Genomic DNA, 24,006 nt, shown 5'->3' on the forward strand with positions numbered 1-24,006 from the left:
CGTTGATACACGCAGCCCAGTCAACCACAAGAAAGAGATAATAAGCGTGACCGAAGACGATCTACGCGCCGCCGCCGCCGCCGGTATCATCACCGAAGCACAAGCTGCGCGCCTGACGCACCTAGCGCACGAACGTGCCGGTCGGGTCGCACGAGCTTTGCCCGATGACGAACCATTTGAACTCTTTCGTGGTTTTGCAGAAATCTTCGTATCACTCGGCCTGATCCTATTGCTCAGCGGTGCGATGGCGCTGGTCGTAGTAGTGGGCAGTGCGTTGGTTATCGCAGTTGTTTTCGGCGGGTTGTGCTGGCTCTTCTCGCTCTATTTCACCAAGAAACGCCGCATGGCGTTACCGTCTATCGTGTTAACGATCGGATACGCCTGTGCCGCCGGAACGGTCCTCGGCTGGCTGCTGGACAAAACCGGCATCCTGAGTGGGGACACATCCGTGGTCGTCATCTTTGGCCTGCTGGGAATTGCCGCTATGGCGCTGCATTACCGCGTTTTCAAAGTCCCCTTTTCGATGTTCATCGCCGGGTTGTTTGGCCTCATGGTGGTATTCGGAACCACCGGTGTGCTGGCCGATATCGACCAGCCGTTCAAGGACTGGAACAACCTTTTTGACCTGCGGCGCGGTGGCGGTCTGGCGATTGGCACGCTGATCTTTGGCCTGCTATCGCTGGCAGTGGGGTTGTGGTTCGATATGCGCGACCCGCACCGGATCGGACGCATGGCGCGCTCGGCGTTCTGGCTGCATCTGCTGGCCGCACCTGCGCTGGTCAATACCGTGGCGCTGACAGCCTACAACACTGGCGGCACGCAAGGGATGGTTCTGACCCTCATCGCTCTCGTGTTGATCACCATGCTGGCGCTGATTATCGACCGCCGGTCTTTCCTGACTGCTGGCTTAGGGTATCTGGCCTTTGTCGTAGCCTGGGCGATGCAATTGGGCGAGGCTGAACTGTCATGGCCGCTGCTGTTGCTGGTGCTGGGCGTAATTGTCACGACCTTGGGGACGTTCTGGACGCAGTTACGCGTCGTCCTGATGCAGGCGCTGCCCAATTTTCCGGGAAAACACCGCCTGCCACCCTATGCGATCGACGAATAGCCGCCGGGCTTTGACTTGTGTTTTCCGCATCCATGCTTAGGTTCCGGCCAAACCCGACCTCAGGAGTGACTGAATGACCGACCTGACCCCGCGCGAAATCGTCAGCGAATTGGACCGTTTTATCATCGGCCAGAAGGACGCCAAACGCGCCGTCGCTGTCGCGCTGCGCAGTCGTTGGCGGCGCAAGCATCTCAGTGATGACCTGCGCGACGAGGTTTTTCCCAAGAACATCCTGATGATCGGGCCCACCGGCGTCGGTAAAACCGAGATAAGCCGCCGACTGGCCAAGCTGGCGCGCGCGCCATTCATCAAGGTAGAGGCAACCAAATTCACCGAAGTCGGTTACGTCGGACGTGATGTCGAACAGATCATCCGTGATCTGGTGGACAGCGCCATTGCGATGATCCGCGAGCAGATGCGCGATGAAGTCAAGGCAAACGCCCATGCCGCCGCCGAAGAACGTGTGGTCTCCGCCATTGCAGGCGAGGATGCCCGCGAAGGTACCCGCGACATGTTCCGCAAGAAGCTGAAGACTGGCGAACTGGACCAAACAGAAATTGAACTGGAGATCGCTGACAACACGAACCCGATGGGCATGATGGACATTCCCGGTCAGCCCGGTGGCCAGATGGGTATGATGAATCTCGGTGATCTTTTTGGCAAAGCGTTCAGTGGCCGAACCAAGCGCGTCCGCATGACTGTCGCCGAAAGCTATGAAATCCTGATCGGCGAAGAGGCCGACAAGCTGCTGGACGATGAAACCGTCAACCGCGCCGCGCTGGAAGCCGTGGAACAGAACGGTATCGTGTTCCTCGACGAGATCGACAAGGTCGCAGCCCGCAATGACGCGCGCGGCGGCGAGGTTAGCCGAGAGGGCGTGCAACGTGATCTGCTCCCTTTGATCGAGGGTACAACCGTCAGCACCAAGCACGGCACGGTGAAAACTGACCATATCCTCTTTATCGCCTCTGGCGCGTTCCACATCGCCAAACCATCTGACCTCTTGCCGGAGCTTCAGGGCCGTTTGCCCATCCGGGTTGAACTGCGCGCGCTGACAGAGGCCGATTTCATCCGCATCCTGACCGAAACCGACAACGCCCTGACCCGGCAATACACCGCGCTTATGGGCACAGAGAACGTGACCGTCGAATTTACCGAGGACGGCATCGCGGCGCTGGCCCATATTGCCGCCGAAGTGAACCAAAGCGTCGAGAATATCGGTGCCCGACGGCTCTATACGGTGATGGAGCGCGTGTTCGAAGAGCTCAGCTTTAACGCACCGGACCGGGATGGCGAATCGGTGACAGTGGACAAGGCGTTTGTTGATGCCAACTTGGGCGAGTTGATGAAATCGACCGATCTCAGCCGGTACGTTCTCTAGGCGCGGCGCAACCCCTTCGTTTTTGTAAAGATACTCAATCGTCCGTCGACCTCCTGAACCGTCGCCAGTGTGGTGCTGCACGGCCCGCGCGGCCCGAGCGCAAATGATGAAACTGCGCGCCGAAGGCGCACCATCATATCAAGCCTGCTTTTGCCACTTCCCTTTGTTGCTGTTTCAGGCGACGAAAGGGCATGAACACGCTCACCTTTCTACGACAGAACGCTCGTTGGTTGACGGCTGGTATGTTGCTGACCTTTCTCAGCAGCTTTGGGCAGACGTTTTTCATCTCTATTTTTGCGGGCGAGATTCGCGAGACCTTCCAGCTTAGCCACGGGGAATGGGGCGGCATCTATACATTGGGCACGACTGCCTCTGCCGCTGTCATGGTTTGGGCTGGGGGGCTGACGGATCGGTTTCGCGTTCGGGCGTTGGGCGCGATCATCCTTGCAATGCTCATGCTGGCCTGTCTTTCGATGGCATTGAATCCAGTTTGGTGGTTGCTGCCGCTGGTCATTTTTGCGCTGCGGTTCACTGGTCAGGGCATGACCAGCCATATCGCCGTAGTCGCCATGTCGCGTTGGTTCATTGCCACGCGTGGCAAGGCGTTGTCGATCGCGACACTGGGCTTTGCAGCGGGCGAGGCAGTTCTGCCGTTGATCTTTGTCACCCTGATGTTGACCGTGGACTGGCGCATCCTGTGGATAGTGTCCGGGCTTATCGCCATTGCTGGCATACCAATCCTGCTGATGCTGCTCCGTCAGGAACGCACGCCGCAATCGCTGGCCAAATCTGACCAAGGTACAGGAATGGAGGCGCGGTCCTGGACCCGGAATCAGACAATCCAGCACTGGCTGTTCTGGTTCATGGTACCCGCGTTGCTGGGGCCGTCGGCCTTTAACACCGCGTTCTTTTTCCATCAGGTCCATTTCGCAGACGTCAAGTCCGTCAGCCATATTGAACTGGTCGCATTCTTTCCGTTCTACACTGGCATCAGTATCCTTGCGATGGTGGCCAGCGGCTGGGCACTGGATAAGGTTGGGACCGCCCGTCTGATCCCGTTCATGCAGCTGCCAATGGTCGTGGCTTTTATGATCTTTGCCTATGCAGACGGGCCACTTGGCCTTTGGTTGGGGTTTCTCTTTCTCGGTTTGAATACGGGCGTCAACACCACCCTACCCGCGGCGTTTTGGGCCGAATTCTACGGCACACGCTTTATCGGCTCGATCAAGGCGATGGCAGCAGCGGTTATGGTCCTTGGTTCTGCCATCGGTCCCGGCGTGACAGGGCTCGGGATTGATCTCGGCGTGGGAATAGAGACACAGTATGTCGGCGTCGCGCTCTATTTCGTCTTTACCACCGTGATGATGGCCATCGGCATCGCTCGGGCGCGACCATTGCTACCCCCGCGTGCGGCGTAAATAGACGTAATAGGCGCCACCGCCACCGTGTCGACCATGCGCCTCGCTCACCTGCATCACGCTTTGCGCCAGTGGCGGAATCGATAGCCAATGAGGCACGTTATGGCGCAATACCCCCTGTCGCACGGGGATTGGCCCGTCGTCATCGGCGCGCTTACCCTTGCCAGTGATCACCAGAACCAGACGTTTGCCTTGGGAATGCGCCCGCAGAATAAAACCCGTCAGCGCCCCATGCGCGCGGTCCACGGTCATCCCATGCAAATCGATCCGCGCCTCGGGCCGTATCTTACCGCGTTTCAATTTCGCATGAGAGCGTTTGTCCATCGTGACCGGCAGCGCCTTCATCCTGTCGGTCAGACCAGGCAGCACATCATGTCCCGGTGTGTTAGCGCGGGCTTTCTGCCCGATTTCAAAGGGCTCGACAGGCTGCGCTGTCGGTTTATCCTTGGAGGGCGCGGGCGTTAACAAGGATCTGACTGGTGTAGTACGATTGGGATGCAGCGGATCAGTCGTACCGGCAACCTGCCGCCAGAGCGCCAGTTCCTCCGCGCGTAGTTTTCGGCGGCTCATTGCAATGTCTCGGTAGCCATCGCGAACGCCCGTTGGATCGGCATCAGAACGACCATCCGCCCCGGATCACGCAACCGCCCGGCGGCACGACCTGCCTTGTCCCCGGTCCCGAAAAATATGTCAGCCCGTTGCGCCCCCTTGATCGCCGAGCCGGTATCCTGAGCGATCATCAATCGTCGGATGGGGCCGCCACCGCCCTTTTCGATCCAAACTGGCGATCCCAGCCGTACGAAGGACGGGTCGACGGCGATCGAGCGCCCGTCCGTCACAGGACGGTTCATCGCACCCAGTGGTCCCAAGTCGTCAGAATGGCCTGAAAGCTTGCGAAAAAAGACGTATGACGGATTATGACGGAGCAACTCCAACCCATCCACCGGATTGCGGCGCACCCAGTTTTTGATCACCTGAGCAGAAACCTGATGTACCGAGTAGACACCACGCCGCACCAGTTCTGCTCCAATAGAGCGATAGTTATGCCCGTTTGAACCGCCATACCCCACGCGGATCATTTTTCCATTGGGCAGCTTGATACGGCCAGACCCTTGGATTTGCAGAAAAAACAGCTCAACCGGATCATCGACCCAAGCGATTTCTAACCCGCGCCCGTGCATGATGGTTCCGGTCTCGATCTCGCGACGGGTCAGCCAAGGGTTGCTGATCTTTGCCTCGGGCGGCTCACGGTAGATCGGGTACTTGTACGGCCCACCCGGACGCAACGCGCCGTGCAACTCTGGCTCGAAGTAACCTGTAAAGAGGGCAGGTTTGCCCTCGCTGATCAGGATGGGGCGAAAAAATAGTTCGAAAAATCCCTTGGCGTTCGGCTTTTGTTGCGCCAACGCGCACAGCGATTGCCAATCTGGATCTTTCATATCGGGGCAGGTCACCAAAAACGCATCAAGCGCCTGTTGATGATTGTCCCGCTCCCATCCGTTCAATTCGTCGAAACTAAGGACAGTATAGGTCGTCTCTTCGGCCACCGCGACCATGGGCAGCGGCAGCACCAGAAATAGTGCAGCTATGATTCCCCGGATCATTCGCCCGTGGCGACGAGCCGCCAATTGGGATCGTCTGCGCCCATAGTGCGTTCAAAGGTCCAGACATCCTTTTGACGTTTGGCCTTGCCGACTTCGCCTTCGACGATTTCGCCATCCTTGCCACGAACGACAGAAATCAGCTCTCCAACGAAACGAACAGTCACATCGCCCTTTTTCGTGGTGGCATCATAGCTGGCATCTACGAGTTCTATCTCGCGCACCCCGACAAACTCCGCCTCGATGGTCAGGCCTTTTTCCTGACGCATATCCACAACCTCAGAGAACGTGTTGTAAACATCCTCGTCCAGAAATGGCACCAGATCGTCCAATTGCCCTCGCTCAAATCCCATCAGGATCATTTCATAGGCGCCGCGCGCACCTTGCAGAAAGGGACCGACCTCAAAGGACGGCTCGGCACGCTTCATTTCCGCCAGCGCGGCGGCAGCTTCGCTGTCCTCGGGGACGTGGTCGATAATGTCATGATCCGGGCCACCATCGATCACCTCGAAACCACGGCGCCGAGAGGCATCCCCCGGCAATGATTGCGGGCGTTCTGTTGGCTCGAATCCATCGCGGGTGCCCAGCACATTTTTAAGCCGCAGGATCAGGAAAACAGCGATACCGGCAAGAACCAGAAGCTGTATGATGGGCGAATTCATGGGCACCTCTTTCAGGCAAAACGTGGAAAGCACGAATGTTCGCTCTTATGTAGGTGACAGGCGCGCCCAAGTCCACCTTGCGCCCCGCAAAACAAAGGAGAATAGCCCATGTGGCTGCTGTTGGCATTTTTGACTGTACCACTGATCGAGATTGGCCTGTTCATTCAGGTCGGCGGATTGATCGGACTATGGCCAACGCTGGCCATCGTTATCATCACCGCTGTTCTTGGCACATGGTTGGTGCGGACGCAGGGTGCGATGGCAATGAACGATCTGCGTGGCTCATTCTCGACACAGCGCGACCCGACCGAACCACTGGCACATGGCGCAATGATCCTGATTGCAGGGGTGTTGCTGCTGACACCGGGATTTTTTACCGATGCGGTCGGATTTGCGCTGCTGATGCCGCCATTTCGCCGGGCCGCATTCCAATATCTGCGCAAGCGGGTCAAAGTGGCACGCTTTGATATGGGCGGCGGTCAGGAACCGCATCGCCACTATCCGCACGATCCCGGTACAATCGAAGGTGATTTTCAGGAGGTCGATACAGACCCACATCACAAAAGCGACAAACCGTCCGGCTGGACAAAGCATTGAGGCAGCCGGGCTGAAATGCTAGTGCTGCGCGCAAATGTCAGATTCACTCGGAGATAGAGATGCAAGATCAGGAAAATGGTGCCGTGGATGAAGCCGCGGGCGCCGAGGCTGCACCACAGGTAAAAATGAACGTTCTGACACAGTTCGTTCGTGATCTGTCGTTCGAAAACGTGCTGGCACAGCGCGGTGTCGGTGGCGAGGTGACACCCGACATCACCATCAATGTGAACCTTGACGCAAAAAAGCGCAAACCCGAGCACCAGTTCGAGGTGACAATCAATCTGAAGGTTGAATCTAAGAACAAGGCAGATGCTGCCACGCTGTTCGTTCTGGAAATGGAATACACAGGTGTTTTCCATGTCGAAGGTGTACCAGAAGATCAGATACATCCCTTCCTGCTGATTGAATGTCCGCGCATGTTGTTTCCGTTCCTGCGCCGCATCGTCCATGACGTAACGCGCGACGGTGGTTTCCCTGCATTGAACATGGAAAACATTGATTTCATGCAGATTTACCGTCAAGAGATCATGCGCCGTCAGGCCGAAACTGCGCCCAAGAACGTCTCGTGATCAGTTGAACTTGCGCCAGAGGGCACCATCGCCCAACTGGCCGACAAACGCCTCGTGTGCGGCGCGTTCCTCTGCGGTCAATCTAGACGGCAGAGGCGTCGGGCGCGGGGTAGGGCGCCACGCCGATGTGGTATCCCCTGAACCGGTGTTATCGCTCTGCCTGCTCAGTGCGAAATCTGGCTGGCGGCCGCCGATCAGCTCTAGATAAACTTCTGCCAGAATTTCCGAGTCGAGGAGCGCCCCATGCAAGGTGCGCGCTGCGTTATCGATACCGAACCGTCGACACAGCGCATCAAGAGAGGCAGGCGAGCCCGGAAATTTCTTGCGCGCGATGGCGAGGGTGTCGATCGCCTGATCCATGGGCAGCCCGGGGCGGTTTAGCCATTTCAGCTCTGCATTCAAGAATTTCATATCGAATGATGCGTTGTGTATCACAAGCTTGGAATCACCGATAAAATCCACAAACGCCTGCGCGATATCGGCAAACACCGGTTTGTCCCGCAGAAACTCGTCTCCCAGCCCATGAACCTGAAACGCCTCGTCGGGCATCGCGCGCTCGGGATTGATGTACTGGTGATATGTCCGACCGGTGGGCACATGACCCATCAATTCAACCGCACCGATTTCAACGATGCGGTCACCTTGTTCAGGTTCAAACCCGGTGGTTTCAGTATCCAGAACGATTTCACGCATTGAGACGGTTTTCCCTGATGTCCCGGACCACATCCTGTACTTGCGCACGGGCATGTTCCAGCGTGTCGGTTTCGATCACATAATCAGAACGGGCGCGTTTTTCCGCATCCGGCATCTGTTTGGCAAGAATCATTTGAAATTGTTCCTCAGACATAGTGCCCCGCGCCATCACCCGATCGCGCTGTATGTCTGGCGTGGCAGTCACACATACCGTTGCATCCATCTGTGACTCTCCTCGGTTTTCGAACAACAGGGGAATGTCATAGACTGCTATATCAGAGACTGTTTCGGCTGAAAACGCTTTGCGATCCGCTGCAACAAGCGGATGTACGATCTGCTCGATCCGGCTCAGAACCAGCGGATCGGCGGCAATTAAATCCTTTATTGCAGCCCGAGAAACAGCACCGTTGACTACCACCCCCGGAAACGCGGCGGTCATCGCTGGAACAGCCGCGCCGCCCACAGCATAGAGGCGATGCACGGCCGCATCGGCATCCCACAGCGCACAACCTTCATCGACAAACATGCGCGCAGTCGTGGACTTGCCCATTCCGATCGATCCGGTCAGCCCTAGGCGAAATGTCATCTGAGGGCAGCGGCGCGGGTCGCGCTGTCCACGGTCGGGCGTGCACCGAACCACCGTTCGAAACCCGGCACCGCCTGATGTAGTAACATGCCAAGCCCATCAACGGTGCGACATCCGGCCTCTTCCGCCACCTCCAGCAACTTTGTCTTGAGCGGCGCATAAACAATGTCCGTTACCATCGCACCCTTTTGCAAACCATCAAGCGGCACGCGCAATGGCGGCTGCCCGATCATTCCCAGCGACGTCGTGTTCACGACCGTTGCCGCATGGTCGAGCATGTTCCCGGCCTGCACCCAGTCAAAAACCCGTAGCCTTTTACCGAAATCCGAGCGCAGCGCCTCCGCCCGCACGCGGGTACGGTTGGCAATCAGAACTTCCGGCACACCCGCGTCGAGCAGTGCTGCGATCACTGCGCGTGCAGCACCGCCCGCACCAAACAGAGCCGCCGGACCGGCCTGAGCATCCCATCCACCCGGCGCATTTTGCAGGTTTTTAATGAATCCATAACCGTCGGTATTGTCTGCATGAATCTTGCCATCCTGACGGAAAATCAGCGTGTTGGCAGCGCCGATCAGGATCGCCCGGTCGGTGACAAGATCAGCAAGTTCCAGAACCGCGACCTTGTGCGGTATCGTAATATTAACCCCGACAAAGCCAGCCTTTGGTAGGGTTTGCAGAACCGTTTTCAGATCGTCTTGGCTCACGTTCATCGGGACGTAATGGCCTTTCAGCCCCATCGTGCTCAGCCAGTGACGATGGATCTGAGGTGATTTGGAATGTGCGACAGGCGACCCGATGACGCCCGCGAGGGGAATGTTTTGCTCGCTCATGTCTCCAACTCTCCGCGCAGTGATAGATATGATAACAGGTCCAATAATGGCAGACCAAGCACGGTGAAGTAATCCCCATCAACCCGAGAAAACAACCGCGCGCCCTCTTCTTCTAGTTTGTAGCACCCGACAGAGTGGCGGATGCTGTCCCAGTTCCGGGCAACGTATCCGGTTAGATAGTCGTCAGACAGATCATGCATCGTCATTCTGACTTGTCCGACGTGGCGCCACTGCGGCTCTCCAGCTTCATAAATGACGACTGCCGAAAACAGATGATGGGTGTCCCCGCGCATGGCCCTCAATTGTTCCAATGCATCATCCGGCGTCGCTGGTTTTGATAACAGCTGGGCGCGATGGGCCAGCACCTGATCGCAGCCTATCACCAACGCCTGCGGGTTCTTGGCGCTCAGTTTCCTTGCTTTGGCGTCTGCAAGTGCATCGGCAATATCGCGGGCGGACACCCCTTCCGCCAAGAGCGCGTCGCGGATACCATCCTCATCGACATTCGCAGGATTTGCAGTGTGTTCGACGCCTGCGTTCGACAACAGCTTTTGGCGAATCTCAGACTTCGAGGCGAGGATGATACGAGGATGCATGTGGACAACCGGGTGAGTGAATTGCGAACGACACTGGGTAGAAAACCCCAAAAACCGCTAATCGGGCGCGGCTCGTGCATGTATCAGCGATTTCTACGTCGATGTCCAAATTCCATACAGTTGTGGATGGGATAAATCTGCTAGTGTGCGCAAACCGTAACGCTGAGAATTATCCCTATTTTATCCCCAGAAGAGATTACGATAGGGCACATCTATCTATTTGTTATCGAAAGAGTAAATTGGCGCTGATTTTCTTCGATGCAAAGAATCACGATTTTACCCACAATACGATGATCTGTGGATAGATGACCGAATAACTCGATAATCCACAGTCATGGGTGCTTCCTACTTAATCATCATCCTTTCTTATCTTTCTTTATTATTTAAAAGGGCAGGCCTGTGATAAGAGGCAATGAATGACCGATCTCCTGACCCACGCCTACCCTTGGATCAAGTCACTGCATATCATGGCAGTGATATCGTGGATGGCCGGGCTGTTCTATCTGCCACGGCTCTTTGTCTATCATGTGGAACAGTCGGAACCGGGTGATAGTAAGGATCTGGTGTTTCAGGAAATGGAGCGCAAACTTCTGGGCGTCATCATGTCACCGGCAATGATCGCGACATGGGTGTTTGGTCTGTGCCTCGTGGCGACGCCGGGGATCGTCGACTGGGGTTCGGTGTGGCCTTGGACCAAAGCAGCGGCCGTTCTGGGCATGTCATGGTTCCATGGCTGGCTGGGACAGCGCCGAAGGGAATTGACCACGTCTGACAGGCCTGTGAGCGGGCGTCAGTTCCGTATGATGAATGAAGTCCCAACAGTCCTGATGATCGTGATTGTTCTATCTGTCGTCGTCCGGTTCTGAGCCACGTTGACTTTGACCGGCAAGCGGGGTATTTCCCGCCGCAGCCTCCCGTCCGGGAACAGCACTTTCCATCTATATATGATTTTCCCGCCACATCATGTGCGGGCTACAGGTGATCCCATGTCCGACGACCGTCTGAACCTATCCGATCTCAAGGCACACAGTGCCAAAGACCTTTTGGCGATGGCCGAAGAGCTGGAGATCGAAAACGCCTCGACCATGCGCAAGGGCGAGATGATGTTCTCGATCCTCAAGGAACGCGCCGAAGAAGGCTGGACCGTGTTCGGTGATGGCGTTCTGGAAGTGTTGCAAGATGGGTTTGGCTTTCTACGTTCCCCCGAGGCAAACTATCTGCCGGGGCCAGATGATATCTATGTATCGCCCGAAGTCATCCGCCGGTTTTCTCTGCGGACCGGGGATACGGTCGAAGGTGAAATCAAACAGCCGGAAGAACAGGAACGGTATTTCGCTGTTACCAGCGTAAGCCAGATCAACTTTGAAGACCCGGAAAAGGCCAATCACAAGGTCGCATTCGATAACCTGACACCGCTATATCCTGACGAGCGTTTTAAGCTGGAGATCGAGGATCCTACGATCAAGGACCGCTCGGCGCGGATTATTGATCTGGTTGCACCCATAGGTAAGGGGCAGCGGTCGCTGATCGTGGCACCGCCGCGGACAGGTAAGACCGTAATCCTGCAAAACATTGCGAACAGCATCGAGAAAAACCATCCTGAGTGCTACCTGATCGTCTTGCTGATTGATGAACGTCCCGAAGAAGTGACTGACATGCAGCGTTCGGTTAAAGGTGAGGTCGTTAGCTCGACCTTTGATGAGCCCGCCACGCGCCACGTTGCAGTTGCTGAGATGGTGATCGAGAAAGCCAAGAGATTGGTTGAGCATAAACGAGATGTTGTGATCCTACTCGATTCGATCACAAGACTTGGTAGAGCTTACAATACAGTCGTGCCATCATCAGGTAAGGTTTTGACCGGCGGTGTGGATGCGAATGCGTTGCAACGGCCCAAGCGGTTCTTTGGTGCTGCGCGCAATATCGAAGAGGGTGGATCGCTGACGATCATTTCGACCGCTCTTATTGACACAGGTAGCCGGATGGACGAGGTGATCTTTGAAGAATTCAAAGGTACCGGCAACTCTGAACTGGTTCTGGATCGCAAGATTGCAGATAAACGCGTATTCCCGGCCATCGACATTCTGAAATCCGGAACCCGGAAAGAAGAGCTGTTGGTAGACAAGATTGATCTGCAAAAGACATTTGTTCTGCGTCGGATTCTAAATCCTATGGGCACGACGGATGCGATCGAGTTCCTGATTTCAAAGCTGAAACAGACCAAGACAAATTCGGAATTCTTCGATTCAATGAATACCTGAGACCCGCGATGGGGGCCTCGTGATGGACACGATCTATGCGGTATCCACTGCGACCGGCAAGGCTGGCGTTGCTGTCATCCGGGTATCCGGTGACCGCGCGTTTGATGCGTGCCTTGCGCTTTGTGGGGATGTGCCTGTCGCGCGTATGGCTACGCTGCGCGTGCTGCGTGATCAATATGGGATGCGTTTGGATCAGGCCATTGTCCTGTGTTTTGACGCGAGCAAAAGCTTTACCGGGGAAAAAAGTGTAGAATTTCAGGTTCATGGCAGCGTTGCGGTGATCTCTGCTGTTCTCGCTGCGCTGTCCGATGTTGAAGGGTTGCGCCTTGCTTTGCCGGGGGAGTTTACACGGCGGGCATTGGAAAACGGACAACTGGACGCGGCGCAGGTCGAGGGCCTGGCGGATCTGATCGATGCAGAAACAGAAGCACAGCGAAAACAGGCGTTGCGTGTGCTGTCAGGTGATCTTGGCCGCCGAGCAGAATCGTGGCGCATTGATTTGATCCGTGCCGCTGCTCTACTGGAGGCGACGATAGATTTCGCCGATGAGGAGGTGCCAGTTGATGTCTCTCCCGAAGTTACGGAGCTAGTCGAGCGGGTTCGCGTCGCGCTAGAGAAGGAAATAGACGGTGTTGGTGTCGCAGAGCGAATTCGCTCTGGTTTCGAGGTCGCGATTGTCGGCGCGCCAAATGTTGGAAAGTCCACGTTGCTGAATGCGCTGGCAGGGCGTGATGCCGCAATTACATCAGAGATCGCTGGTACAACGCGGGATGTGATCGAAGTGCGCATGGACCTTGGCGGTTTGCCTGTGACTATGCTGGACACCGCAGGGTTGCGCGAGACCGATGATACGATCGAGGCGATCGGCGTCAGCCGGGCGATGGATCGCGCCGAGCGTGCAGATTTAAGAGTTTTTTTGATTGAATCCGATGAGGCGCCGCTAATATCTCCGAAAGATGATGATATCGTTCTGCGGGCCAAGGGTGACGAAACAACGAATGCTTGTGCTTCCGTTTCGGGTAAAACCGGGCAGGGGATCCCGGAACTGATTGCTCGGATGACAGCAATCTTGTCTCAGCAATCCGCGCGGGCAGGAATTGCGACGCGAGAACGGCATCGCGATGCGATGCAGCGCGGGGACAGAGCGCTAGCCGCAGCACAGGGTTTTCTGCCTGATGGAGAGGAATCTGCTGATTTAGCCGCTGAAGAGCTGCGTGCAGCGATTCGAGCCCTTGATAGTCTGGTCGGTCGGGTCGATATCGAGAACGTGCTAGACGAGATCTTTGCAAGTTTTTGCCTCGGCAAGTGAGGAGTGTTTCACGTGAAACATCTAGACTTTGATGTTATTGTGATTGGCGGTGGCCATGCTGGCGCTGACGCGGCGCATGCCGCTGCCAGAATGGGTGCCCGCACTGCGCTGGTCACACTTACGCGCGCCGGAATTGGTGTAATGTCCTGTAATCCGGCTATTGGCGGCCTTGGTAAAGGGCATCTGGTGCGCGAGATAGATGCACTGGATGGCGTCATGGGTCGGGTTGCAGATCAGGCCGGTATCCAGTTTCGACTGCTGAATCGTCGTAAAGGACCTGCAGTACAAGGCCCACGGGCACAAGCAGATCGAAAGATATACCGCGAGGCAATGCAGCGTGAGGTGGATCAACAACCGAACCTTGACGTGATTGAGGGTGAGGTCTGTGACTATATCATGGATGATCGGCGGGTGCGTGGTGTGGTTCTGGCTGATGGTTCAGAAATTCGATCAGCTGCGGTCGTTTTGACCACTGGGACGTTTCTACGCGGCGTCATTCATATCGGTGACGTCTCCCGACCCGGAGGGCGCATGGGGGATGCGCCGTCGATTAAACTTGCCGAGCGCATGGATGGGTTTAGCCTCGATCTTGGTCGGCTCAAAACCGGGACACCGCCACGCCTGAACGGGAAAACCATCGACTGGCCCATTCTCGAACAGCAGCCGGGCGATGATGATCCGGTTATGTTCTCATTCCTGTCAAAGACGCCGAGTGCACGGCAGGTGGCGTGTGGAATCACACATACGAATGAACAAACACATGATGTCATTCGACAAAATTTAGAACGATCCGCCATGTATGGGGGTCATATTGACGGGGTTGGGCCCCGGTATTGTCCGTCGATAGAGGACAAGATCGTGAGGTTTGCCGACAAGACATCGCATCAGATATTTCTGGAACCCGAGAGCTTATCCGACAATGTGATCTACCCGAATGGGATTTCTACGTCTTTGCCACGCGACGTACAGATTGATTATGTTCGCTCTATTCGTGGTCTTGAAAACGCTGAAATTCTGCAACCGGGTTATGCGATCGAATATGACTACGTTGATCCCCGCGCCCTGAATGCCAGTCTTGAAGTGAAAAATGTGCCCGGGCTGTACCTGGCCGGGCAGATCAATGGCACAACCGGATACGAAGAGGCGGCGGCCCAAGGTCTTGTTGCCGGGTTGAATGCCGCAAATGCCGCGCTTGGCCGGGAGCCGATCACATTTAGCCGGGCAGAATGCTATATCGGGGTAATGATAGATGATCTGATTACGCGCGGTGTCTCCGAGCCCTATAGAATGTTCACTTCTCGCGCGGAGTTTCGACTGTCTTTGCGCGCCGATAACGCAGATCAGCGACTGACCCCACTTGGTATCGAAATCGGATGTGTGGGGTCAAAACGGAAAGAGGTGTTTGAGCGCAAGATGGAGCGTCTTGAGGATGCGCGCATGCGCATTGAGGATCAATTTTTCACCCCCAAAGATTTGATTTCTTGTGGTATCGAGGCCAATCAGGATGGCGCGCGGCGCAGCGGCTTTCAGTTGTTGTCGTTTCCAAATATCGACTTTGAGAACCTGATTGAACTGGAACCGGCGTGGGAGGATATTGACCTTCAATCGCGCTCGCAATTGGAGAAGGATGCGTTATACGCTAACTATATCGAACGGCAGAATAAGGACGTCGCGCTGGTTAAACGCGATGAAGCATATGTTATTCCTGCTGATTTTGATTATCTGGCGCTCAACGGGCTTTCCAATGAGCTAAAATCGAAGCTTGGGCAGGTTCGCCCCGCGACGCTCGCCCATGCGGCACGGATCGACGGAATGACACCTGCGGCGCTGACGCTTCTTTTAACTCGTCTTCGCCAGCACACTCGCGAAAAATCTGCATGACCGATCAGACTTTGCCAGATGTTTCACGTGAAACAAATGAACGCCTGCAAGTTTATGCTGAACTGTTGCGCAAGTGGAATTCAAAAATCAACCTGGTTTCAAGAGCCAGTCTGCACGATCTTTGGGCGCGCCATATTGTCGATTCAGCCCAGATAGCGCAATTAGCGCCGGAGAGGGTAGAGCATTGGGCCGATCTCGGTTCTGGTGGCGGGTTTCCTGGAATCGTGGCGGCGATTCTCTTGCAGGAAACGCGCCCTACGGCGCAGATTACCCTAGTCGAAAGCGATCAGCGAAAATGTGCGTTCCTTCGCACGGTGCTTCGCGAAACAGAATGCGTGGGAACGGTTATCGCGGAGCGAATCGAAAAGCTGCCGCCCCTGAGCGCCGACGTGCTGTCAGCGCGCGCGTTGGCTGACCTTTCATCGTTATTGGGCTATGCTGACCACCATCTGAGTTCCGATGGTGTCGCTCTGTTTCCAAAGGGAACGACGTGGAAAGAGGAGGTAAAGGAAGCGCAATCGAAGTGGCATTTCGATCTGGAAGTTGCTACTAGTTTGACTGACCCCGCTGCCGCGATTTTGAAGATTTCAGGAGTGTCCCGTGTCTGACCCGACCCGCCCGCGTGGCCCGCGGATTATAGCTATTGCAAACCAAAAGGGTGGTGTTGGAAAAACCACCACTACGATTAACCTTGGCGCGGCCTTGGCGCAGGCAGGTATGCGTGTTCTTATCGTCGATCTTGATCCTCAGGGAAACGCATCGACTGGTCTGGGCATTGAGGCCGAAGACCGCGAGTTCACCACATATGAGTTGTTGTTGGAGGAGATCGCACTTGGCGATGTCATTCAGCCAACAAGTGATGAGAATCTAATGATCATCCCTGCGACGGTTGATCTTAGCTCTGCCGATATCGAACTGATTTCAAATGAAAAGCGCAGCTTCCTTCTGCATGATGCATTGCGCCAAACCGCGATGGATGGGTATGCGCTGGACTATATCCTGATTGATTGCCCGCCATCGCTCAACTTGTTGACAGTTAATGCTATGGTGGCGGCGCATTCCGTACTTGTTCCGCTTCAAAGCGAATTTTTCGCGCTGGAAGGGCTGTCTCAGCTCATGCTGACAATCCGCGAAGTACGCCAAACCGCAAACCCGAACTTGCGGATCGAAGGAGTCGTGCTGACCATGTTTGATGCGCGCAATAATCTGTCTGGTCAGGTCGAGAAAGATGCGCGGGAAAATTTGGGTGATCTGGTGTTTCGTACGCTGATTCCGCGCAATGTGCGCGTCAGCGAAGCGCCATCCTATGCAGTATCCGTGCTGGACTATGATCCAAATTCGCGCGGGGCACAGGCGTACAAGGCTCTGGCCGAAGAGTTAATGCACAAACAGACCGCAGTAGCGGCATAAGGGGGCGGTGTGATGTCAGATAAAAAAGCCAAGCAACGTGGATTGGGTCGAGGTCTGTCGGCGCTGATGTCTGACGTTACCGATCAACAAACCAGCAGCGATAGCGCGCCGAAAGTACCAGATATGATGGTGCCGATCGAACGGATCAGTGCCAATCCAGATCAGCCACGGCGGCAGTTTGACAAGGATCTGCTGGATGATCTGACGGCCTCCATCCGCGAAAAAGGCATCATTCAGCCGCTCATCGTGCGTCCGATGCCGGGAAAAGCAGGTGATTACCAGATCGTAGCTGGCGAGAGACGTTGGCGGGCCGCGCAACAGGCGCAGTTGCATCGCATTCCTGTCCTGATCCGTGAATTTGACGATACCGAAGTTCTGGAAATCGCGATCATTGAAAACATCCAGCGTGCAGACCTGAACCCTGTCGAAGAGGCGGCAGGTTATCAGCAGTTGATGCAGAAGTTTGGGCACACGCAGGAAAAACTGGCTGAAGCTCTAGGCAAAAGCCGTAGTCATATCGCCAACACAATGCGGCTCATGCAGTTACCGGAACCTGTTCAGGCATATGTCCGCAACGGTCAGCTAACGGCCGGCCACGCGCGGGCGTTGATTACGTCAGATGATCCCGTCGCATTGGCGCAGCGGGTCGTCAAGAAAGCCCTGTCTGTGCGCGAAACCGAAAAACTGGCCAAAACCGGTATCGACAATGTCTTCAGCCCAACAGGCAAAACCAAGCGAGGCAAAGCGTCGAACGAAAAAGACGCCGACACCCGTGCGCTGGAAGCGGATCTGTCGGCGGCGATGGGTATGAAGGTCGTGGTTGACCATACCACGGGAGAAGAGGGTGGTCGCGTCTCTATCAGTTACGGATCGCTTGACGATCTGGATACCATCTGCCGCATTCTTAGCAATGGATGAGTGGCACTAGCCCGTCAACAACCGCTCGATAACCGCGTTCAGAACCATCCGGCCACGAAGCGTCGTGCGCAGTCGAGAGGAAGAGGCCTCTACCAGACCCATCTCAAACAGCTCTGAGATAGTTTCTTTGCAAACTGGCACACCCCGCAAAGCGGCATATCGGTCCAGATCGATTCCGTCTGTCAGGCGAAGACCCATCATAAGGTATTCATCGGCCTGTTCATCAGAACCGAGAAGTGAGTTCACCTTGTCCGGTGTGCCGGTCTCCACTTGTTGTAGCCACTTGTCCGGTTGTGAGAACGCAGCAGTAGCATGTCGGTGGCCATCCAAAGTAAGTCTGCCATGCGCACCTGGTCCGATGCCGGCGTAATCTCCGGCCTGCCAATAGATCAGGTTATGCCGAGATTCTGATCCCGGTTTGGCATGATTAGAGACTTCATAGGCGAGCATTCCAGCGGCGTTGCAGATATCTTGCGTCGCCTCGAACATATCTGCCGCAGTGTCCTCGATAGGTAGCCCGCGCAATGTCCCACGGGCGAACCGATCACCGAATGCGGTTCCGGGTTCGATGGTCAGTTGATAGAGCGAGAGGTGATCAATCGCCATCGACAGCGCTTCGTTCAACTCACCTTTCCAAGCCTCGAGTGTCTGATCCTGTCGGGCATAGATCAGATCAAAGCTGACCCGATCGAAGCAATTTCGCGCGATGTCAAAGGCCGCGCGCGCCTCGGAAACAGTGTGGGTGCGTCCAAGCCGCCGAAGATCGGCGTCATTCAGCGCCTGAATCCCCATAGAAACGCGGTTCACCCCAGCCTGCGCATAGGCTCGGAATCGATCCGCTTCGACCGAGCCGGGGTTTGCCTCTAGTGTGATTTCGATATCGTTTGCAGGAGTCCAGAGTTGCGCGACCCGTTCAAGAATTGCTGCGACAGTTTCGGGGGCCATCAGGCTGGGCGTTCCGCCGCCAAAGAATACGGACCGCATGACCCGCCCGGATGTCAGCGCCGCGATCCGGTCAAGTTCGGATAAATAGGCTCTGCACCACCTTGATTGGTCGATTTTCCGCGCAACGTGGCTGTTGAAATCGCAGTAGGGACACTTGGCCTCGCAAAAGGGCCAATGGATGTAGAGGCCGAAGCCACCCTGTTGCCAATCTTCAGTCAAAGCAGCCTTGCACCAGTTTGGCGAACGCATCCGCTCGGTGGCTCATCTGGTTTTTCTCCCAGCGATCCATTTCACCGAATGTGATGTCATGGCCGTTGGGTTGAAAAATGGGATCATACCCGTGTCCCTGTGCCCCGCGCATTGGCCAGACGATCTGACCTTCTACTGTGCCGGGGAACACTTCGTCGTGACCGTCCGGCCATGCAAGAACCAGCGTACAGCAAAACCGGGCTTCCCAAGGCTTCGGAGCGTTCCGCGCCAACAGCAAATCATGCGTCTTGGTCATGGCCAAAACAAAGTTGCGGCCATTTGGCGTCTCAGACCAATCGGCGGTGTACACTCCGGGTGCGCCATCAAGCCCGTCGATCTCTAGCCCTGAATCATCGGATAGCGCGGGTAGGCCAGTGGCCTTGGCTGCGGCGTGTGCCTTGATTCGGGCATTCCCGACAAAGGTGGTTTCAGTCTCGTCCGGCTCTGGCAGGTTTTTGGCCGCCGCGCCAATCACCGACACAGCGTAAGGCTCTAGCAAATGTGCAATCTCTTCGAGCTTGCCCGCGTTATGCGTGGCAACCAGCAGAGTATCGCCCGAAAACTTACGCATTAACGGCCGCCAGTTGCGCAGCCACCAACTGAGCCACGCCGGCCTCTGCCAGATCAAGCAATTGGTTCATCTGGTCGCGCGAGTATGTAGAGCCTTCTGCAGACATCTGTACTTCGATCAGACGTTTGGAACCTGTCATGATGAAGTTACCATCAACACCGGCCTCGCTGTCCTCGGGGTAATCAAGGTCAAGAACAGGCTGCCCGGCGTAGATACCGCAGGATACCGCGGCCACAGGATCGGTCAGGGGATCACTGATCACTTCGCCGGCCTTCATCAGTTTTTGCACGGCCAGTTTAAGCGCAACCCAGCCACCCGTGATTGACGCACAGCGCGTACCGCCATCGGCCTGAATCACATCGCAGTCGATGGTGATCTGGCGCTCGCCCAATGCGACACGATCAACACCGGCGCGCAATGAGCGGCCAATAAGACGCTGGATTTCAACGGTGCGCCCGCCCTGTTTGCCGGCTGACGCCTCGCGACGCATACGTGAGGTAGTAGAACGTGGCAGCATGCCGTATTCGGCAGTGACCCAACCCAGACCCGAACCTTTGATAAACGGCGGAACGCGATCCTCAATCGTGGCTGTACACAGCACATGAGTATCGCCGATCCGGATCATACAGGATCCTTCAGCATGTTTCGTAACACCGGTTTCGATTGAAACGCTGCGCATTTCACCTAGATTTCTTCCCGAAGGCCGCATTGCGTTGTCCTTTCTCGCTTTGCGCAGGGGATAGCGCGGGCGCGTCCAAGTGCCAACCCCGATTGACCTTTCCAACCCTACGGATTTAATGGCAGACCAGCAAAGGACCGGTGCCCAGATGATCGACGGCAAACAACTGCTGGAAGAAATGAATGAACGCTCGCGCGAGGTGTTCCGTCGCGTTGTCGAGGGCTATCTCGCCACGGGGACGCCGGTTGGGTCGCGGACATTGACTCGCGACATGAGCGAGAAGGTCAGTGCGGCAACGATCCGTAACGTGATGCAGGATCTTGAATATATGGGTCTGTTGGGCAGCACGCATGTCAGTTCAGGCCGCGTGCCGACCGAGGGCGGCCTACGCATGTTTGTTGACGGCCTGTTAGAGGTAGGCGATCTGCAAACATCGGATCGGCAGCTGATGGATGCGACCATGTCCAGCAATAGTCAGGATGTCAGCGGTGTGTTGGACCGTATCGGCGCAGCGTTGTCGGGCGTTACCCAAGGTGCATCGCTGGTGCTGGCCCCAAAACACGAAGCACCGATCAAACATATAGAGTTTGTCAGCCTCGGCCACGACCGGGCGCTGGTGGTGCTGGTGTTTGGCGATGGCCATGTCGAGAACCGGATTTTTACGCCGCCTCCGGGGCAGACGCCCAGTTCTATGCGCGAAGCAGCAAATTTTCTAAATGCGCTGATCGAGGGGCGCACCCTGTCTGACCTTCAGACGGTCATCTCCCGACAGATCACGGACCGGCGGCAGGAAATTGATCAGCTCGCGCATGCGATGGTCGAAAGCGGACTGGCCGTATGGTCGGGAGAAGGCGAAGGCGATGGCCCTGATCGGCTCATCGTTCGTGGGCGGTCAAATTTGCTGGCTGGTGACGAGTCAGAGGACAACCTGAGCCGCATTAAAACGCTCTTTGACGATCTGGAACGCAAACGTGATATTGCAAATTTCCTAGAGCTGGCGGATGAGGGCGAAGGTGTGCGCATTTTTATCGGCTCAGAGAACAAACTTTTCTCACTTTCGGGTTCCTCTTTGGTCGTCTCTCCTTATATGAACGCTGATCGAAAGATTGTCGGTGCGGTTGGGGTCATCGGACCCACGCGGCTCAACTATGGGCGGATCGTTCCGATTGTGGATTACACGGCGCAGCTGGTAGGCAAGCTGATCGCCGACAGAAGTTAGAGGGCAGAAATGATGGCCGAGCCAAAAAACGACGACTTTCTCGACGATCTAGAGCAGGTGGAAGCCGAGGAATACGAGGCCGCCAACGCGGAAATTTCAGATGCTGATGTCGAGCTGGACACATTGCGTGCAGAGCGGGATTCGTTTCAGGACAAATTTATGCGCGCGCTGGCGGATGCCGAGAACGTGCGCAAACGTGCCGATCGCGACCGGCGCGAGGCCGAAAATTATGGCGGGTCAAAGCTGGCTCGCGATCTGTTGCCGGTATACGACAACATGAAGCGCGCGCTGGAAACTGTTAAAGAGGATCAAAAGGCTGCGGCCCCCGGTCTGATCGAGGGTATTGAGCTGACCATGCGCGAATTGCTGAATGTTTTTCGTCGTCACGGTATGCAGATCGTCTCGCCCGAGATTGGCGATCGGTTCGATCCGCAGCAACACGAGGCGATGTTCGAGGCGCCGTTGCCCGGAACCAAGGCAGGTGAAATTATTCAGGTTTCTGCCGAAGGTTTCATGCTGCATGACCGTATCTTGCGTCCGGCGCAGGTCGGTGTCTCGTCAATGCAGGGATAGTTCGGGCGCGCCGCTTAACGCGGCGCGGACCCACGCATCTCGCGTTCAAAAATCAGCAGGTCGTCTTCATAAGCGCGCAGGGTGTGACCGAATTCGAATCGGTCACAATGACCGCGCATGTGTGTTTCGACCTCGGTGCGCACCATCCACTCCGCTCGACCAAAGCTGCGGCACCACAGTATATCTACCTCGGCAGAAGCCGGGTCGTCGCGAAGGATCTGCCAAGTCTCCAAGATACTGCTTCCTGTGATTAGCCCGGTTTCGACATCCTCGACTAACCCGTGGTCGACGGAAATCTGCACACGCGATCCTGCGTCTGTGTCGGTGGTTTTTGATCCATGTCGTTCTCGCAGGACGCGATATGGGCGCACCTCCATAGGGCTTGGCGGGTCAAACTCTGCGTTGGAAACGGCACCACGCAGTTCCGGCAGGCTAAGCGAGCCTCCTGTAACGGTTAGGGTGAATGGCACAGCTTCAGGCCAGCAATACGGCCAATAGCTGTTCGAAATTGCCAGCCGAAGCCGATGGCCAGCGGGGAGACGATAAGCAGATTGATCCAGTGGTACGTGAATGTCATAGACTTGATCGACCACCAGATCGCGGCCCTCGTCAAAACCATCACGATGGCGCAGGTTCAACATGCCGAGGGAGATCAAGGCAGACGTACCATCGGGACGCAAATCACAGAGCCGCACGATCATTTGTGCGCGTGGCTGATCGGATACGACCCGTAGTGTAACCTGTGGCCCCCCGAGCAGCGTCATGTCTGCCGACAAAGGCGCGGAGTCAAAGCAGGTGGAAGCGTTGTCATCCAACGTTTGATCATCCGGTAGCTCGCGCGTCCCGGTGCCAAAGGGAAAATACTCACCACATGCCACACCGCACATAAGATCAGTCTCGATCTGTGCGGAAAACGGCGCAGCTTGACCTAATGTCCCGTCGCCAAAATGAAAAACAGTCTCTGTTATTGCAGAACTGGGCCACTCCGCCACGCTAACCCAACGACCGGGCCGGTGGTTTAGCGCGGGATCGGGCGCGACGCTGTCCATGATGTAGGCGCGCATCGCAGGATCATGGGCCACACCGGTGTCTGTGTCCTTCAGCCAGTGATCCCACCAACGCAACGCCTCTGCCAGATAGTCGATCGCAGGGGCTATATTACTGATATTGGGGTATTTATGATCCCAAGGTCCAAAAATGGCTTTGACCGGAGAGGACAGGTTCGCGGCCATGTGGGCCATTGCGTTGCGGTATCCGTCATGTTGCCCGCCCATGACCAGCACAGGGGCTTTGATCGCCGCATAATCCTCGCAAATAGAGCCATGCTGCCAGTAGGAATCACGATCTGGGTGATCCATCCATGTTTGGGCTAGGAACGGCGCGGAGTTTAACCGCTCCAACCAGGTTTCACGCCACGCGTCACCGACGATCTGGGGGTCAGGCGGAGTCGAGAACCATGAAAGGACAGTTGCGGCCCATCCGATGTTTTCGCCCAGTTGTATACCGCCTTTGTAATGAATGTCGTCCGAATACCGATCAACGGTTGTACCGATGCTGATCACCGCCTTGAGCGGTTCGGGCGCGCGCGCGGCGATCTGCACAGCGTTGAAGCCACCCCATGATATACCCTGCATCCCGATCCGGCCGTTGCACCACTGTTGTTCGGCAATCCAGTGCAGCAGATCGACGCCGTCCTGTAATTCCTGCTCGGAATATTCATCGTCGAACAGGCTATTGCTGTCGCCGCAGCCCCGCCGGTCCACGCGCAAGCAGACATAACCCGCCTTGGCAAAATGCAGATGCATTCCGTGGTCGCGGGCGGCAGTGCCGTCCGATTTCCGATATGGCAGGTACTCGACGATTGCGGGAAGCGGTGATTTTAGGGCATCTACGGGCATCCAGACTTTGGCAGATAGTCGTGTGCCGTCCGGCAGCGGAATACCCATATCGGGT

At 56.1% G+C, this 24,006-nt stretch carries 25 protein-coding genes; 14 read left to right on the forward strand and 11 right to left on the reverse strand.

Translation table 11 applies throughout. The features are described from left to right. Positions 1–46 precede the first annotated feature (46 nt). The 3 genes from N7U68_RS12110 to N7U68_RS12120 all read left to right on the forward strand — a co-directional run bounded on the left by N7U68_RS12110 (position 47) and on the right by N7U68_RS12120 (position 3,907). Positions 47–1,108, forward strand: coding sequence for a hypothetical protein (locus N7U68_RS12110; protein ID WP_263046963.1), 1,062 nt, complete (start codon positions 47–49; stop codon positions 1,106–1,108). A gap of 73 nt (positions 1,109–1,181) precedes the next feature. Continuing rightward, a complete protein-coding gene (hslU, locus tag N7U68_RS12115; protein ID WP_165195193.1) occupies positions 1,182–2,489 on the forward strand; it encodes an ATP-dependent protease ATPase subunit HslU in 1,308 nt (435 codons plus the stop codon). Positions 2,490–2,680: 191 nt separating this feature from the next. Continuing rightward, positions 2,681–3,907 (forward strand): MFS transporter, encoded by a 1,227-nt coding sequence (locus N7U68_RS12120; protein ID WP_263046964.1) that lies wholly within the window; start codon positions 2,681–2,683, stop codon positions 3,905–3,907. Here the strand turns inward: N7U68_RS12120 and N7U68_RS12125 are convergent. Genes N7U68_RS12125 through N7U68_RS12135 form a run of 3 tightly spaced genes read right to left on the reverse strand, consistent with a single transcriptional unit; the run spans position 3,887 to position 6,170 of the window. Beyond that, positions 3,887–4,477 carry a Smr/MutS family protein gene (locus N7U68_RS12125; protein ID WP_263046965.1) on the reverse strand — a complete coding sequence of 197 codons (591 nt, stop codon included), beginning with the start codon at positions 4,475–4,477 and terminating at the stop codon, positions 3,887–3,889. The two genes, N7U68_RS12120 and N7U68_RS12125, sit on opposite strands and share 21 nt — an antisense overlap. Then, on the reverse strand, positions 4,474–5,511 hold the full coding sequence (mltA, locus tag N7U68_RS12130) for a murein transglycosylase A (protein ID WP_263046966.1): 1,038 nt from the start codon (positions 5,509–5,511) through the stop codon (positions 4,474–4,476). Before mltA ends, N7U68_RS12125 begins: the two co-directional genes overlap by 4 nt. Beyond that, positions 5,508–6,170 (reverse strand): Tim44/TimA family putative adaptor protein, encoded by a 663-nt coding sequence (locus tag N7U68_RS12135; RefSeq protein ID WP_165195185.1) that lies wholly within the window; start codon positions 6,168–6,170, stop codon positions 5,508–5,510. Before N7U68_RS12135 ends, mltA begins: the two co-directional genes overlap by 4 nt. 108 nt (positions 6,171–6,278) lie before the next feature. Between N7U68_RS12135 and N7U68_RS12140 the strand changes: the two genes are divergently transcribed. Together N7U68_RS12140 and secB are read left to right on the forward strand one after the other, a co-directional pair. Next, positions 6,279–6,767 carry an FxsA family protein gene (locus tag N7U68_RS12140; RefSeq protein WP_165195183.1) on the forward strand — a complete coding sequence of 163 codons (489 nt, stop codon included), beginning with the start codon at positions 6,279–6,281 and terminating at the stop codon, positions 6,765–6,767. A 59-nt stretch (positions 6,768–6,826) separates the two neighbouring features. Continuing rightward, entirely contained in the window at positions 6,827–7,336 is a 510-nt protein-coding gene (gene secB / locus N7U68_RS12145) for a protein-export chaperone SecB (RefSeq protein ID WP_165195181.1), read from the forward strand. Here the strand turns inward: secB and dnaQ are convergent, their stop codons facing one another. From dnaQ to N7U68_RS12165, 4 genes are read right to left on the reverse strand one after another with little or no spacing between them, the layout of a single operon-like run. After that, complete coding sequence (gene dnaQ / locus N7U68_RS12150) at positions 7,337–8,029, reverse strand: DNA polymerase III subunit epsilon (RefSeq protein WP_263046967.1); 693 nt, start codon at positions 8,027–8,029, stop codon at positions 7,337–7,339. Then, positions 8,022–8,615, reverse strand: a complete 594-nt coding sequence (gene coaE / locus N7U68_RS12155; protein WP_263046968.1) for a dephospho-CoA kinase — start codon at positions 8,613–8,615, stop codon at positions 8,022–8,024. The genes dnaQ and coaE overlap by 8 nt, the downstream gene beginning before the upstream one ends. Then, positions 8,612–9,445 carry a shikimate dehydrogenase gene (locus N7U68_RS12160; protein WP_165195175.1) on the reverse strand — a complete coding sequence of 278 codons (834 nt, stop codon included), beginning with the start codon at positions 9,443–9,445 and terminating at the stop codon, positions 8,612–8,614. The genes coaE and N7U68_RS12160 overlap by 4 nt, the downstream gene beginning before the upstream one ends. Continuing rightward, the gene (locus N7U68_RS12165; protein WP_263046969.1) at positions 9,442–10,041 is read right to left on the reverse strand and encodes a Maf family protein; all 600 of its coding nucleotides are present in this window, start codon (positions 10,039–10,041) and stop codon (positions 9,442–9,444) included. Before N7U68_RS12165 ends, N7U68_RS12160 begins: the two co-directional genes overlap by 4 nt. Before the next feature lie 416 nt (positions 10,042–10,457). Between N7U68_RS12165 and N7U68_RS12170 the strand changes: the two genes are divergently transcribed. The 7 genes from N7U68_RS12170 to N7U68_RS12200 all read left to right on the forward strand — a co-directional run bounded on the left by N7U68_RS12170 (position 10,458) and on the right by N7U68_RS12200 (position 17,817). Then, positions 10,458–10,907, forward strand: coding sequence for a CopD family protein (locus N7U68_RS12170; RefSeq protein WP_165195171.1), 450 nt, complete (start codon positions 10,458–10,460; stop codon positions 10,905–10,907). Between the two features lie 120 nt (positions 10,908–11,027). Then, a complete protein-coding gene (rho, locus tag N7U68_RS12175) occupies positions 11,028–12,299 on the forward strand; it encodes a transcription termination factor Rho (RefSeq protein ID WP_165195170.1) in 1,272 nt (423 codons plus the stop codon). Positions 12,300–12,321: 22 nt separating this feature from the next. Then, positions 12,322–13,608 carry a tRNA uridine-5-carboxymethylaminomethyl(34) synthesis GTPase MnmE gene (gene mnmE / locus N7U68_RS12180; protein WP_263046970.1) on the forward strand — a complete coding sequence of 429 codons (1,287 nt, stop codon included), beginning with the start codon at positions 12,322–12,324 and terminating at the stop codon, positions 13,606–13,608. A 12-nt stretch (positions 13,609–13,620) separates the two neighbouring features. Further along, positions 13,621–15,489: a tRNA uridine-5-carboxymethylaminomethyl(34) synthesis enzyme MnmG gene (gene mnmG, locus N7U68_RS12185; RefSeq protein WP_263046971.1), complete on the forward strand. Its 1,869-nt coding sequence runs from the start codon at positions 13,621–13,623 to the stop codon at positions 15,487–15,489. After that, complete coding sequence (gene rsmG, locus N7U68_RS12190; protein ID WP_263046972.1) at positions 15,486–16,097, forward strand: 16S rRNA (guanine(527)-N(7))-methyltransferase RsmG; 612 nt, start codon at positions 15,486–15,488, stop codon at positions 16,095–16,097. Before mnmG ends, rsmG begins: the two co-directional genes overlap by 4 nt. Then, positions 16,090–16,899, forward strand: a complete 810-nt coding sequence (locus N7U68_RS12195) for a ParA family protein (RefSeq protein WP_165195163.1) — start codon at positions 16,090–16,092, stop codon at positions 16,897–16,899. Before rsmG ends, N7U68_RS12195 begins: the two co-directional genes overlap by 8 nt. A gap of 12 nt (positions 16,900–16,911) precedes the next feature. Continuing rightward, complete coding sequence (locus tag N7U68_RS12200; protein ID WP_263046973.1) at positions 16,912–17,817, forward strand: ParB/RepB/Spo0J family partition protein; 906 nt, start codon at positions 16,912–16,914, stop codon at positions 17,815–17,817. Between the two features lie 6 nt (positions 17,818–17,823). Here the strand turns inward: N7U68_RS12200 and hemW are convergent, their stop codons facing one another. The 3 genes from hemW to rph are packed head-to-tail and all read right to left on the reverse strand — an operon-like array spanning position 17,824 to position 20,291. Next, positions 17,824–19,011, reverse strand: coding sequence for a radical SAM family heme chaperone HemW (gene hemW / locus N7U68_RS12205; protein WP_263046974.1), 1,188 nt, complete (start codon positions 19,009–19,011; stop codon positions 17,824–17,826). Then, the gene (gene rdgB, locus N7U68_RS12210; protein WP_263046975.1) at positions 18,974–19,582 is read right to left on the reverse strand and encodes an RdgB/HAM1 family non-canonical purine NTP pyrophosphatase; all 609 of its coding nucleotides are present in this window, start codon (positions 19,580–19,582) and stop codon (positions 18,974–18,976) included. The genes hemW and rdgB overlap by 38 nt, the downstream gene beginning before the upstream one ends. Next, on the reverse strand, positions 19,575–20,291 hold the full coding sequence (gene rph, locus N7U68_RS12215) for a ribonuclease PH (RefSeq protein ID WP_263046976.1): 717 nt from the start codon (positions 20,289–20,291) through the stop codon (positions 19,575–19,577). Before rph ends, rdgB begins: the two co-directional genes overlap by 8 nt. A gap of 148 nt (positions 20,292–20,439) precedes the next feature. Between rph and hrcA the strand changes: the two genes are divergently transcribed. After that, the gene (gene hrcA, locus N7U68_RS12220; protein WP_373323005.1) at positions 20,440–21,480 is read left to right on the forward strand and encodes a heat-inducible transcriptional repressor HrcA; all 1,041 of its coding nucleotides are present in this window, start codon (positions 20,440–20,442) and stop codon (positions 21,478–21,480) included. A gap of 12 nt (positions 21,481–21,492) precedes the next feature. Then, positions 21,493–22,053 carry a nucleotide exchange factor GrpE gene (locus N7U68_RS12225; RefSeq protein WP_165195151.1) on the forward strand — a complete coding sequence of 187 codons (561 nt, stop codon included), beginning with the start codon at positions 21,493–21,495 and terminating at the stop codon, positions 22,051–22,053. Positions 22,054–22,067: 14 nt separating this feature from the next. Here the strand turns inward: N7U68_RS12225 and N7U68_RS12230 are convergent, their stop codons facing one another. Beyond that, positions 22,068–23,999, reverse strand: a complete 1,932-nt coding sequence (locus tag N7U68_RS12230) for a CocE/NonD family hydrolase (protein ID WP_263046977.1) — start codon at positions 23,997–23,999, stop codon at positions 22,068–22,070. Between the last annotated feature and the right edge of the window lie 7 nt (positions 24,000–24,006).

Origin of the sequence: Roseovarius pelagicus, assembly GCF_025639885.1 — a bacterium.
GTDB lineage: Bacteria > Pseudomonadota > Alphaproteobacteria > Rhodobacterales > Rhodobacteraceae > Roseovarius > Roseovarius pelagicus.